Raw genomic sequence first — 14398 nt, 5'->3', positions numbered from 1 at the left:
TAATATAATTTTATTAGGCTCATATTCAAGAGAATATGAGCCTTTATCATAAAGGAGTAGATGAATTAATATGAGTATAGATGGTATAAATTCAGATAATTTAATATTTGCATTAGATATAGGAACAAGAAGTGTAATTGGTACCGTTGGTATGGTAATTAAAGATAAATTTTCAGTTGTAGCTGAAAAGTATATAGAACATGACGAAAGAGCTATGCTTGATGGGCAAATACATGATATAGAATTAGTAGCTAAAAAGGTTAGAGAAGTTAAAGATTCCTTAGAAGAGGATTTAGGTATTACCCTAAAGGATGTATATATTGCAGCAGCTGGTAGACTTCTTAAAACTCTCGAAGTTACTGTTGAAGAGAGAGTAGACCCTTCTGAAGAAATATCTAAAGATATAATCAGAGGTCTTGAAATGCACGGAATAAAGAAAGCTCAAAATAAGATAAATCATCAAAAAGCAGGAAAACTTTATCCCGTTGGATATAGCATTAAAAACTACTATTTAAATGGATATAGCATTTCTAATTTACTAGGCCATAAGGGTGAGCAAATTAGGGCGGACGTAATTGCAACTTTCTTACCACGTTCAGTTGTAGATTCACTCTATGGAGTAATGAATAGAGTAGGACTTAAGGCTGTAAATATGACCTTAGAACCTATAGCAGCAATGGAGGCAGTTGTTCCGCAAAATTTAAGACTACTTAACATAGCTTTAATAGATATAGGAGCTGGTACATCAGATATAGCAATATCTTCAAATGAAACAATTTCTGCTTATGGAATGGTACCAATTGCTGGAGATGAAGTTACAGAGGTTATTTCTCAAGCATTATTAGTTGATTTTAATACTGCTGAAGTAATTAAAAGAAAAATTCACACAGAGGATCAAATTACATACTTAGATATTATTGGATTAGAAAATAGTGTTTCAAAGGAACATTTATTAAATATAATAAGACCTGTTGTTACTAAGATGGCGCAGGAAGTTGGATCTAAAGTTATTGCATTAAATGGAGGTAAATCCCCTTCAGCATTATTCTTGGTTGGGGGAGGAGCACGTACTCCACTACTTAATGAGCTTATTGCAGAAAAATTAAATCTTCCATTACAAAGAGTTGCTATAAGAGGAAGAGAATCTGTTACTCAATGCATACCAATGGATAATAAGCTAGGTTCAGAAGGAGTAACTGTACTTGGAATTGCTTTAGTTGGACTTAAGAGTTCTGGAAGAGATTTCATAGATGTACTACTAAATGACAAAACTATAAGTTTATTTAACTCACATAACCATAAGATTATGGATGTATTAATTCAAGCTGGTATAAACCCTAAGGTTTTAATGGCCAAAAATGGAAAGAGTTTAAGATTTAGCTTAAATGGAAGCAAGAGGATAACCTTTGGAGAACTAGGTGAAAAGGCTAAGGTTTATATTAATGAAAAAGAGGAAACACTAGATAGTAAGGTAAAAAATGGAGATAATATTAAGCTGGTATTTGCAAAAGAAGGTAAAAATGCAAGTACAAGATGCATAGAGCTTATTAAAGAAGTGGATTCAAAAAGTTTTTACTTAAATGGTGAGAGTTATTATTTAGACCCTATTTTCTTAATAAATAATCAAAGAGTTTCGCCTGATACATATATAAATGAAGGAGATAATGTTGAGATTATATATCCTAAGTCAATTAAGGAAATTAAGAAATACATAATCAATGAGGATATAAATTTATATAGAGATGGTAAACTTTTAGAGGATGATTATGAGATATTAGATGGGGAACATATTTCAAAAGAAGAAGTTGTGAAAGATAATGAAGTTGCTGCAAATGAAGCAGCTAAAGAGAAGTCTGAACAAGTTAAAAAAGGAAATCCTATTACTGTAATAGTGAATGATGAGAAGATTGAATTAACTGGTAAGGAATCCTATGTTTTTGTAGACATTTTTAACTTCATTAATTTTGATATAACTCAAGTTAAAGGAAGCTTAAATCTAGTTTTAAATGAGAAAAAGGCTGCATATACTGATACTTTAAATAATGGGGATGAAATCAAAGTTTTCTGGGATTAATTTTTAGGAGGAAATGAATGATAAATTTTTTAGAAGAAGCAATAAGCATTAAGGAAGAATTAATAGCGTGGAGAAGAGACTTTCATGAAAATCCTGAGTTAGGTTTTGAAGAAGTTAGAACTTCAAGGGTTATAAAAGAGTTTTTAAATAAAGAGGGAATTCCTTTTGTGGAGGCAGCAAAGACCGGCATTGTAGCCACTATTAAAGGAGGCAAAGAGGGGAAAACTATAGCATTAAGAGCGGATATAGATGCCCTTCCTATACAAGATAAGAAAACTTGTGAGTATTCATCAAAGGTGCAGGGGAAAATGCACGCTTGTGGACATGATGCACATACAACAATTTTACTAGGGGCTGCAAAATTATTAAATAAACATAAGGAATCACTAAATGGCAATGTTAAGCTATTATTTGAACCAGCAGAGGAAACAATAGGTGGAGCACCATTTATGATTAAAGAAGGAGCACTTGAAAATCCTCATGTAGATGGGATTATAGGACTTCATGTTAATGAAAGCTTAAGAGCAGGAGAGATTAAGGTTAAGAAAGGTGTTGTTAATGCAGCATCGAATCCTTTTACTATTAAAGTTAAAGGAAAGGGTGGTCATGGAGCAGAACCACATAATACTGTAGATCCTATAGTTATAGCTTCACATTTGGTCCTTGCCCTTCAACCATTAGTAAGTAGGGAGATATCTCCAGTTAATCCTGCAGTAGTTACAGTTGGAAGTATTAATGGAGGATTTGCTCAAAATGTAATTCCAGATGAGGTTGAATTAAAAGGAATTATAAGAACCATGACAAAAGAAGATAGGGCATATGCTGTAAAAAGAATTGAGGAAATAGCTAAGGGTATAGCAAGTACCTTTAGAGGTGATTGTACTATCCAAATAGAGGAAAGTTATCCATGTCTATATAACAATGATGATATGGTGGATATAGTAAGAACTTCAGCAGAGACTATAATTGGTAAAGAAAATATATATGAACAAACAGCACCTTTTATGGGGGTTGAAAGTTTTGCATATTTTGCAATGGAAAGAAATGCTGCATTTTATTTCTTAGGAATAGGTAACAAAGAAAAGGGAATAAATAAGCCTATTCATAATGCTCTTTTTGATATCGATGAAAATGCATTGCAAGTAGGTGTTGCAATCCAATGCCAAAGTGCATTTAATTATTTGACAAGAGGGTAAAATAAGATTAATCTAGTATAATGGAGAAAGCATATTTAACCACTTTAAGCTATGTATAAAGTGGTTAAATATATGCAATAAATTAAATATCCTATACAAATAAAATATGGAGTTGATTTTGTGAAAATTGAAATAGGAACTAATGAAGCAGGACAAAGGCTTGATAAGTTTGTTAGAAAGTTATTAAAGGATGTTCCTTTAAGTGCTATATTTAAAGCTTTAAGAAAAGGCGATGTCAAGGTTAATGGAAGAAAGCAAAAAGAAAAATATTCTCTTGAAATTGGGGATATTGTTGAAATCAGAAATATAGAGAGTGACCAAAAGAAGAAAGAATTAAATTTCCAAAGAGTTGATTCTGGTGGACTGAAAATAACTTTTGAAGATGAAAATATGTTATTAGTTGAAAAATGGCCAGGAGTTTTAGTTCATTCAGATAAGAAAAATGGAGAGCCAACTTTAACTGATTACGTTTTAAGTTATTTACATGAGAAGGGTGACTATTTGCCAGAGAAGGAAATTACTTTTACACCTGCACCATGTAATAGATTAGATAGAAATACTTCAGGTATAGTGTTTTTTGGAAAGAACTTTGAATCTTTAAAAATACTTAATGAATTAATTAGAGAAAGAAAAGTTAAAAAGTTTTATACAGCTTTAGTTAAAGGAAGAATTAATGATAGGGTTTATGAAGGATACATATTAAAAGATCAGGAAAATAATGTTTCGAAAATATATAATGATAGAATTCCTAATAGCAAAAAGATAGCAATGGAAGTTAAAACAATTCAAAGTAATGGTGCATACTCATTAATTGAAATTGATTTAATTACAGGAAGAAGTCATCAGCTTAGAGCTCATTTAGCTCATTTAGGAAACCCAATTATAGGTGATAGTAAATATGGTGATAAGAAGTTAAATGATTTCTTTTATAATAAGTTTGGGTTAAATTATCAATTCTTATATGCCTATAAGGTTATATTTAAGGAGGTACCTGAAAAGTTCAGTTATTTAAAAAATAAAACAATAGCTGAAAGTTTACCTCCAATGTTTAAAAAGATAAAGGTGGATGTTTTTAAATTTGTTATAAGATAGGGGTTTATCTATGAAAGAACAGTCAACCACTAAGGGCTTTGCAGTCTTATCAGCTGCAGGTTTCTTAGTTAAAATTCTATCTGTATTATATGTACCTATTTTAACAAGGATTTTAGGGGATCAGGGATATGGTATATATAGTAAAACTTATGATGTTTTTATATTCATTTATGCTGTAGCAAATTCAGGAATGCAGCCAGCTATATGTAAGGTTGTATCTGAACTTTCAGCCTTAGGCAGAGAAAGGGATGCCTTAAGAGCTTTTAGGATTGCTAGAAAGTTATTACTAGGAATAGGTCTTTTATTTACTATTTTATTAATAGTACTCGCAAAACCAATTGCAGCACAAGCTCAATCTGATATAACTTACGGATTAATTGCTTTGTCACCTACAATTGTTATATCTTCAACACTTGTAGCTTATAGAGGATACTTTAATGGTAAAAATCAAATGAATTCCTTGGCTGCATCTCAAGTGTTGGAACAGCTTATTAACGTTTTTGTAAGTCTTTTATTTGCATTTTTATTAGTTAAGAACTCATTAGCATTAGGTAGTGCAGGAGGAACAATAGGTACTTCTGTTGGAGCCTTAGTAGCTTGTATTTACTTAATGGTTATTTTTGAAATTAAACATTTTAGTAGAGAAGCGATAAAACAACCAATTACAGGAAAGAAGATATCTAATAAGAAGATAATAAAAAAGATTATACAATATGGTTTGCCTATAACCTTAAGTGCAGGTTTATCTAATTTTGGAGCTTTAGTTGATATGTCAAATGTAAGTGGTAGATTAATGCACATAGGCTTAACTAAAGAAAATGCGGATATATTATATGGATTGTTAAGTAAATATAAAAATCTTATGTATGTTCCATTGATTTTTATTACAGCCTTAGGTTCAGCTGTACTTCCAGCTATCTCAAAAGCTGTGATATTAAATGATAGAAAAAATGTTAAATCAAAAATTAACTTTGCCTTAAGACTAACATATGGAATTACAATTCCAGCGGCCTTTGGATTATCTGTTCTAAATGAATATATCTATCTTGGATTCTATGGTAATTCAAGAGGAAGCAGCTTGATGATATTTGGAGCATTTGTAGTTATTTTTATGGGTCTTTCGCAGATAGAAATTACAATTCTTCAAAGCTTAGGGAAATTCAAATTCCTGCTACTTAGCTTGTTTTTCGGAATAGTAGGAAAGATTGTAACTAACTACTTTTTAATTGGAATTAAGAGCATAAACATATATGGAGCAGTTATTGGTGGATTTGTATGTTTTATAATACCTGTTGTTATGAATCATAGAAAACTACAACAAACAGTTAGAGTAAAAATTCCACTAATAAGGTTAGCGCTTAAACCACTATTTGCATCTGTGGTAATGTCTTTAGTTTTATTTGGATTAGACAAGTTCTTTTTATTCCTATTACCACACTCTATAACCTCAAATAGAATGGTTATAACCTTATTAACTTTTGTATACATAGCATTAGGCGGATTTATTTATCTATATCTAATGATTATGACTAAAGGAATAAGAAAAAGTGATATTGAAGGAATATCTCCAAAAGCGTTAAAAGTTATTCCAGGTTTCATGAAAAGAAAACTTAGATAAAAACTTTTTAAAAGAGGATGTCTTAAAGATAATTTTAAGACATCCTTTTTTGGAGGGTAAAAATTTTAATATAGATAATAGCTTATAGTTAATCCTCCTGTAATTTTCTATTTGCAAAAAGTAAAAATAAGAATAAGATAACGCAAGAACCTACTGTAGTAAGAGTTTTAAACATAGCACCATCAAAAGGTACTACTCTTAGGAATAGGTTTAAGCTGAATAAGGCTAGTACAAAAAATAACAATAATATTAGAATATTGCTTATTGATAAATTTAATTTAATACTTTTATTCACTTCATAAAGATTTAGTGATAAACCAACTGTTGCAGTAATCACATTTGCAATGGCAACACCTAATATATTAATTGAAGGTATAGCAGTTAATATAAAAAGCGAAGTTATTTCTATAAGTTCAACTATCAAAGAATTTCTTAATATCTTTCCTTGCTTACCAAGCCCATTTAATATTCCAAACATTGTGATGGCAGGAAATAGAATAGGAGTGCAAATTGACGCAGATCTAATAAAAGAACCAAGATCATCTCTACTAAAAAACATCTCACCTAATAGGTCAGGAATTGTTTGACAAATTAACAAAGTACATAGGCCTAATAAGAAGGCAATAATTAAAACTTGTTTTATCCTTCTATAAACATTGAAGTATTCCTTACTATGAAGACTTTGGGATAAATCAGGAATCAGTAATGAATTAATGGATGCAATAACTATAATAGGAAAGGTTACTATAACAAAAGCCATTCCATTAAACTTACCTATTAATGATAAGGAAGCAGAATAAGTAAAACCTGCAACCATAAGTCTTCTAGGAACAATCAAGGTTGAAATTGTTGAAAAAATTGATGTTAGAAATCCATTTACACCTAATGGTATTGAAACAAAAAGTACATCAAATAATAATTGAGCTCTACCTTCAGTTTTCCCCCCAGTGGTTTTTACTCCCATTAAGGTGAATTTGTAGTAAACAAATAGCAATGCCAAGCTTTGAAATTCACCAATACATAAGGCTAAATATGCAACTGTAACAAGTGCAGAAAGACTTTGTGCATTAAATAGGTATATTAAACCTATTAAAACAAAAATACGCATAGCTTTTTCTAATATATCAATAAATGAAGGCATGGTAACCTTGGATATACCATAAAAGTAACCCTTTAGAATATTTGATACAGCAATGCAAAACATAGCTGGACAAGTGATTTTTATAGCATCTATGGTTCTTTCATCATGAACTCCATATGTACCAATCATAGGAGCAAAAGCAAAAACTAATAATCCTATAATAGCAGCCCATATTAAATTAAAAAAAGCTACAGTTCTAAGGGTTTTAATTAGGTTTGGATAGTCTCCCTTATTATGATAAAGGGCAGAAACTTTAGATATTGCAGCGATTATACCAGCTGTCATTAGCCCAATAAATAAGTTGTAAACTGGCATAACTAAACCATATAAACCTACTCCCTCAGGTCCTAGTTTTTTTGATAAGTAAATTGAAAATATGAAACCAAGAACCCCAGTCGTTATATTGGAAGAGGTTAAAATAAAGGAATTTTTATAGAAACTATCTTTGCGCATGTTAATACCCCCTAAAAATATCAATATTAACATATTCTAATAATTGTAAAAATAGTACATAATTCACCTAAATATATAGTAATCAAATTTAACTTTACAAAATATAAATTAGTAAAGGGGTTTACAGATATTTAAATTTAAATCTCTATTAGGGTTTAGGGGGATTTTGAATGAAAAGATTTATTACATTGATTTTATTAGCTTGCGTTATTTCTGTGGGTACTTTTTTTATCTATAAGATATCGAGAGAGAAAGTTAAATTATCCGTGTCGAATGGATATGAATATAAAATAATAGCAAAAGGACAGCAAGGAGCAAAAGCTATTTGTGAAGATGAAAATAATAATATCTATATAGCTTTTAAAAGTGCAATAAAAATAATAAATGAAGATGGAAATGAGAAACAATTATATGAGGATTCTTCTCTAGATATATATTCAATAGTATATAAAGATGGAAAACTATATTTTATTTCAGGCAGCTCATTGATGGAGCTTGAGATAGAAAGTAAAAAAGTTGAAACCTTAATGAATAATCTTCCTAATACGGGTGAATATAATGAAAGTAAATTGGTTTTAAAAGATAATAAAATATATGTTACTATTGGAGCAGCCACTAATTCAGGTGTTGTATCAGGTGATGAATTAGTTAAAGCTGCAGGTATTTATGATAAAACTCCACTAGATATAACTTTAAATGGTATAAATTATGATCAAACTGGTGCATTCGCTAAATATGGAACTGAGACCAAAAAAAATGAAGTTGTTAAAGGAGTTTTTCCAGGAAATGCGTCCATAATATATTATGACTTAAGTAATAAGAATAAAAGACTTTATGCATGGGGAATAAGAAATATAGAAGGAATAGATTTTAATTCAAAAGGGGAAATTTACGCAGTAGTAGGAGGAATGGAACCAGTAAAGCCTAGGCCTATATATGGAGATGTTGATTATATTTATAAGCTAGAGAAAGATATGTGGTATGGATGGCCAGATTTTTCAGGTGGAGATTCAGTTGATTCATCTAGATTTGGGGATAAAGATAGTGAGAAAACCCAGCTATTATTATCAATTCATCCTAGCAAAAATCCTCCAGCACCATTTTTTCAAAGCAAGAATCTTTCGAGCTTGACAGCTTTAGCAATAGATAAAAAGGAAATTATTTTCCCAAAGGATAGCATTATTTTCTTTGACAAAAAAGAGAATAAGGTATTTACTTTAAGTAAAGAGGGAGTATTGAATTCATATATAACCCTTAAAGGAAATGGAGAAATTAATGATATAAAAGTTGATAATACTGGAGTTATAATGCTAGAAAAAAATCAAGGAACTATATTTCAAGTATTTAAAGAGAATAATCAAAATGCCATTTCTTTCTCAAAAAAATTGTTAATGACAATTACATTCATACTATTAATATTTATAGTAACAATATTAATAAAGCTTAAATTAACAAAAGAGGTGAAATAGATTGGTCAAAAGAATAGAAAATGCTTATGGAAGAGTTGTAAGAGGAGTATTTTTTGCCGTAAATCCAATAAAAAAGGTAGCTGTAAAAACTACTTGTATAATTCATAAGTTTATAAATATTCAAAGCATACAAATTCTTCATAACGAAGGAGAGATGGAGGCTTGGAGTTTTTATAAAGAGCATATAAGACAATTAAATGCTGGAGTAAAATGGGCAGACAGTGATTTTAAAAGTTCAAATCACTTCTTCCATTATGAGAAGGAAAAGGGTCTTTATGGATTATCAAATGCTTTATGTGAATGTGAAAAATATCATAAAATTTCTTTAGAGCATTTAAAAAAAGGTGAACTTGAAAAAGCGTTATTCTATTTAGGTGCAGCTTGTCACTTATTACAAGACTCAACAGTTCCTCATCATGTTAATAATAAATTGTTAAAGAAGCATAGAGAATTTGAATTATGGATTATATCAAAACTCTTTAATGATTATGATTTTACTCAAGAAGTTGGTATAATCAGAAATGATTCAGTGAGGGATTATATAAAAAAGAACGCAATTTTTGCTAATGCTACCCATGAAATTTATAGAACAATTGAAAATAAAGAAGAAAGATATTACTTAATTGCTGCGGATATATTGTCCAGAGCTCAAAAAACTACTGCTGGTTTTTTACTTGATTTTTATAATAAAAATTTGCAAAATAGAAATTTACAACATAGAATTCCTTCTGCTTGAAGGAATTCTTTTTTTATTATAGAAAATATATATGTAAGTATTTACCAGGAGGTTATTATGGAGAAGACAATAGTTTTGAATCTAAAAGATATGGAACTTAAGGGTGATGTTTTAGATGTAGGAGGAGAAAACTATGGAGTTATTTATAATATAAAGAAATATCTAGATAGTGAAGTTGCAGTAGATTTTGTAGATGAATCCAGAGAAATAATGAATTCAAATTATGATACATGTATCCTATTCTTTTCATTAGGAAAAATAAATAGTAATAGGGAAAGACATAAATTAATGACTGAAATTTACCCTCTTATAAAGGAGGAGGGGGAACTATATATATGGGATATTGTAAAGAAAAAGAATGAAGTATATAAAAATAAGATAAGAGTAATACTTCCAGAAGAGAAGTCTAAGGAATTTTCAATAAAGGATGGCAATTTCCTTAAGGAATGGTCAGCAGATGAAAGCAAAAAAGTTCTTGAAAAATATTGTGATATACTAGAAACTAGAGAATGGGAAGACATATTTTTTATCAAGGCGAAGAAGAAGGGAAGAAATACAGATGAAGATATTATTAACAGCGATCAACTCAAAGTTCATTCACAGCAATTTGGCGGTGAGATACTTAAAGACATTTACAGAGGACTTAAATTATCAAGGTATTATAAGGGAATTTTCAATAAATGATAAAATAGAGAGAATACTAGAAGAAATTATAAAGGAAAAACCAGATGTAGTGGCTTTTTCTACTTATATATGGAATTTAGAATACGTTGAAAGATTGACAGAGCTTATAAAAAGAGTGGATAGAAATATTGAAATACTATTTGGAGGACCTGAAGTTACCTACGATAGTAAACTATTTCTAGAAGAACATAACGGAAATTATGTAATCTCTGGTGAAGGAGAAAAAACCTACAGAGATTTTGTGTTGTTTAAACTTGGAGAAAAAGACATAAAAGATATTAAAGGATTATATTATAAGGAAAATGAGAAGGTATTTTTTAATGGAGAAAGACCATTAATGGATATGTCTGAAATTGTTTTTCCATATAAAGAAAATGATAATACTATACATGATAAGATAGTTTACTATGAAGCAAGCAGAGGATGTCCGTTTAGTTGTAAATATTGTTTAAGTTCAACTATTCATGGAGTAAGATTTTTGCCAGCAGACAGAGTAAAAAAAGAACTTCAATTTTTCATGGATAATAAGGTTAAACTAGTCAAATTTGTTGATAGAACCTTTAACTGTAATCATAAATTTTCAATGGATATTTGGAGCTTTTTAATTAATTCAGATACCAATACAAGATTCCACTTCGAAATTTCAGCTGATATTTTAACCGAAGAGGAATTAAAGCTTTTAAGTACTGCACCAAAGGGAAGATTTCAATTTGAAGTAGGAGTGCAAACTACAGATAATAAAGTTTTAAATAATATAAATAGATTTGTAAATTTCAATGAAATTAAAGAAAAAGTAGAAGAGATGATGAAGCTTAAAAACATTCATCAACATTTAGATCTAATTGCGGGGCTTCCTGATGAGGATTATGAAACCTTTAAGAAATCCTTTAATGATGTTTATGAGATAAGACCAGAAAAAGTGCAATTAGGTTTTCTAAAGCTATTAAAAGGATCATTAATGAGAGATGAAAGTGAAAAGTGGGGAATGGAGTATTCACCATATCCACCTTATGAGATCCTAAGAACTTCAGTTTTAAGTTACGATGAAGTTATAAAATTAAAAAAGGTTGAAGAGATGGTAGACAAATATTATAACTCTGAAAAATTTTATAATATTCTAAACTTCTTTGTAAATATGTTCGAAACACCATTTGATTTCTACTATGAGCTAGGAATGTTCTTTGAAGAGAAAGGATATTTTAACAGAAATATAGGGAATGTAGAATACTATAAGGTTTTCGTAGATTTTTATACTGAAAAACTAAATGGAGAGCATTTATCAGAACTTAAAGAGATAATTAAGTTTGATTATCTATCCTTTAACAAGAAGAAGTGGCTTCCAGATTTCTTAAATAGAACAATAACAAAGGAAGAAGAAAAAAATATAATGCTAGAGTATAAAGAAATATATGCTAGTAAAAGGTATCATGTAGAAAAGTTTTCAATTGACATAATGAAATATGTTAAGAATAACGAAATCGTACAAAAAGATAAATATATAATTTTTAACGAAGAGAATTCAGAGGAAATAATAGAAGTTAATTAAATGTTAAAGCTTGTCTATATGTAATTGACAAAAAGTTCATATTAAGCCATAATTAAAGAAGTAATTAATACCATGTAAAAGGTTGTTCCTTATCATGCAAATTATTATAAGGTGGTGATAATTTGGCACTAGACGCATTACAAGAAATAAGAAAAGCGGAAGAAGAAGCTGAAGAAATAATCAAAGCAGCTAAGATAGAAGAAAAAAACATCATAACTAAAGCTAACCAAGAAGCTTTAAAAAAATGTGATGAAATTATATGTAAGGCTAAAAACCAAGGGGATAATTTAATTAAAAATGCTGAAAAACAAGGGGAAAAAGATATAGAGCCTGTTTTAGAAAAAGGCGAGAGTGAAAAGTTAGAAATTTTAAATACCTCTGAAGATAAGAAGGTTAAAGCTGTAAAAGAAATTATGGAGAGGATAGTGAATATTCATGGCAATAGTTAAAATGAATAAATTTACTTTGCTAGCCTTAGAGTCTGAAAAATCAAAGCTACTAGAAAGACTTCAAACCTTTGAAGGTGTTCAATTTATTAATCTTCAAAATGAAGAAGAGAAAGATGAAACCTTAAAAGAATTATCCGAAGTTACTACAGATTCAAGTTATACAGAGTATGGAGAAAATTTGTCAAAAATTAAATTTGCTATTGATTTTATAACGCCTTACTCAAAAAAAGAATCAGCTTTAAACTCCTTTCTAAGTGATAAAAGAGAAATATCTTATGATGACTTAGTTGAGCAGATGAAAGATAATTCTTGGAAAAGATATTATAAAGAGTTAAAAGATAAAGAGGGAAGATTAAATGAAATTTCTAGTGTTACTTCTAAGATTGAAACTGAAATTTCACTTTTAAAGAAGTGGGGTAATTTTGATGCACCATTTAAATATCTTAATGAGTTAAAATATACTTCAAGTTATTTAGGAACTTTTCCTAAGCAGTACGAGGAGGAATTGATTAATTCAATAAATGCTCTTGAAAATCCTATTTATTATGAAATTTTAAATAGAGATAATACTGATGTTTACTTTTTTGCATTAGAAAAAAAGCTAGAAAATTCGCCACTTAATGAGTTGTTAAAAAATAGTGGTTTTTCTAATTTTCAAGTGAGTTATAGTGAAAATCCTACGGAAGAGATAAGAGAATTAAATTCATCTTATCTAAGGTTAATTAATGAAGAAGATCATATAAAGGAATCTTTATATGATTACGTAGATAAGATTTCAGAATTACAAATTGCATATGAATATTTTAATACATTACATCTTAGAGCAGAGGCAAATAATAATTTTCTTAAAACCAGGAGAACAGTAGCAATCTATGGCTGGAATACAGAAGAGTCCAATGAAGAGTTAGTTTCACTAATAGAAGATACCTTGGGAGAAAATTATTATATTAGTTTTAGTGAAGTAAGAGAAGAAGAATCTCCAAAAGTTCCAATAAAACTTAAAAATGGCTCCTTTGCTTCAAATTTCGAAAGTGTAATTGAAATGTATAGTATGCCTCAATATTCAGAGATTGATCCGACTCCAATACTTTCAATTTTCTATTTCTTATTTTATGGAATGATGCTTTCAGATGCTGGCTATGGATTAATAATGGTTATAGCAACCTCCTTTGCCTTATGGAGAGTAAAAGATAAGGAAAGAAGAAAAACCTTTAAGTTATTTTTATTTGCTGGAATTTCAACTGTATTTTGGGGAGCAATATATGGTTCATGGTTTGGGGATCTATTACCTAAGTACTTTGGTGTAAATATTCCATTCTTATTAGACCCAGCCAATAATATATTAGAAATATTTATTATTTCATTAGTATTTGGAATAATTCATATTTTCATAGGTTTAGGTACAAAGGCTTATATACTAATAAGATCTGGAGCTATAAAAGATGCTGTTTATGATGTATTAACTTGGTATGCAGCATTAATAGGTGCAATACTGATGCTACTTGGTATAGGCGGTGTCTTAGGGAAAATTCTTCTTTTTGGAGGATTAATAGCATTACTATTTACTCAAGGAAGGTCAGCAACTACTATTGGAGGGAAAATAGGTGGAGGCGTATATGGGGTTTACGGAATCACAGGTTACTTAGGTGATGTAGTTTCATATTCAAGACTACTTGCGCTTGGACTAGCAACTGGATTTATCGCAAACGCTTTAAATTTAATTATTAGTTTAATTCCATCACCCTTTAAGTTTATTCTAGCACCATTTCTATTTGTAGGACTGCATTTATTTAATTTAACAATAAATGCATTAGGATCTTATGTACATGCAGCTAGACTACAGTATTTAGAGTTCTTTAGTAAGTTCTATGAAGGGGGAGGAAAGAAGTTCACCCCATTTAAGTTAAGTGATAAGTTTATTAAAATAACAAAATAGTAGG

Annotated in this window: 11 protein-coding genes; 10 read left to right on the top strand and 1 reads right to left on the bottom strand. The window is 29.7% G+C overall.

Annotated features, from left to right (window positions below; all coding sequences use genetic code 11):
• The first annotated feature begins 70 nt into the window (after nt 1–70).
• From JK634_RS11165 to JK634_RS11150, 4 genes are all read left to right on the top strand, one after another.
• Nucleotides 71–2074 (top strand): cell division protein FtsA, encoded by a 2004-nt coding sequence (locus JK634_RS11165; protein WP_202767724.1) that lies wholly within the window; start codon nt 71–73, stop codon nt 2072–2074.
• Between the two features lie 17 nt (nt 2075–2091).
• The gene (locus JK634_RS11160) at nt 2092–3270 is read left to right on the top strand and encodes a M20 metallopeptidase family protein (protein ID WP_202767723.1); all 1179 of its coding nucleotides are present in this window, start codon (nt 2092–2094) and stop codon (nt 3268–3270) included.
• Between the two features lie 120 nt (nt 3271–3390).
• Nucleotides 3391–4362, top strand: a complete 972-nt coding sequence (locus JK634_RS11155; RefSeq protein ID WP_202767722.1) for an RluA family pseudouridine synthase — start codon at nt 3391–3393, stop codon at nt 4360–4362.
• 10 nt (nt 4363–4372) lie between these two features.
• On the top strand, nt 4373–5980 hold the full coding sequence (locus tag JK634_RS11150) for a putative polysaccharide biosynthesis protein (RefSeq protein ID WP_202767721.1): 1608 nt from the start codon (nt 4373–4375) through the stop codon (nt 5978–5980).
• 88 nt (nt 5981–6068) lie between these two features.
• Here JK634_RS11150 and spoVB read toward each other — a convergent pair whose 3' ends face one another.
• Complete coding sequence (gene spoVB / locus JK634_RS11145) at nt 6069–7574, bottom strand: stage V sporulation protein B (protein ID WP_202767720.1); 1506 nt, start codon at nt 7572–7574, stop codon at nt 6069–6071.
• Between the two features lie 170 nt (nt 7575–7744).
• On the opposite strand from spoVB, the gene JK634_RS11140 reads away from it, so the two are divergent.
• From JK634_RS11140 to JK634_RS11120, 6 genes are all read left to right on the top strand, one after another.
• Nucleotides 7745–9043 carry a PQQ-dependent sugar dehydrogenase family protein gene (locus tag JK634_RS11140; RefSeq protein WP_202767719.1) on the top strand — a complete coding sequence of 433 codons (1299 nt, stop codon included), beginning with the start codon at nt 7745–7747 and terminating at the stop codon, nt 9041–9043.
• A gap of 1 nt (nt 9044) precedes the next feature.
• Complete coding sequence (locus JK634_RS11135) at nt 9045–9779, top strand: zinc dependent phospholipase C family protein (protein WP_202767718.1); 735 nt, start codon at nt 9045–9047, stop codon at nt 9777–9779.
• Between the two features lie 57 nt (nt 9780–9836).
• Nucleotides 9837–10463, top strand: coding sequence for a hypothetical protein (locus JK634_RS20445; RefSeq protein WP_243425594.1), 627 nt, complete (start codon nt 9837–9839; stop codon nt 10461–10463).
• A complete protein-coding gene (locus JK634_RS11130; protein WP_338031233.1) occupies nt 10345–12009 on the top strand; it encodes a B12-binding domain-containing radical SAM protein in 1665 nt (554 codons plus the stop codon). The genes JK634_RS20445 and JK634_RS11130 overlap by 119 nt, the downstream gene beginning before the upstream one ends.
• A gap of 122 nt (nt 12010–12131) precedes the next feature.
• Nucleotides 12132–12458 (top strand): ATPase, encoded by a 327-nt coding sequence (locus JK634_RS11125; RefSeq protein ID WP_202767716.1) that lies wholly within the window; start codon nt 12132–12134, stop codon nt 12456–12458.
• Nucleotides 12445–14394: a V-type ATP synthase subunit I gene (locus JK634_RS11120; protein WP_202767715.1), complete on the top strand. Its 1950-nt coding sequence runs from the start codon at nt 12445–12447 to the stop codon at nt 14392–14394. The genes JK634_RS11125 and JK634_RS11120 overlap by 14 nt, the downstream gene beginning before the upstream one ends.
• The last annotated feature ends 4 nt before the right edge of the window (nt 14395–14398 follow it).

It is taken from the genome of Clostridium paridis, from assembly GCF_016765615.1.
Lineage (GTDB): Bacteria > Bacillota > Clostridia > Clostridiales > Clostridiaceae > Clostridium_T > Clostridium_T paridis.
Note: the sequence above shows the minus strand (reverse complement) of the source record. Positions and strands in the feature narration are given on the sequence as shown.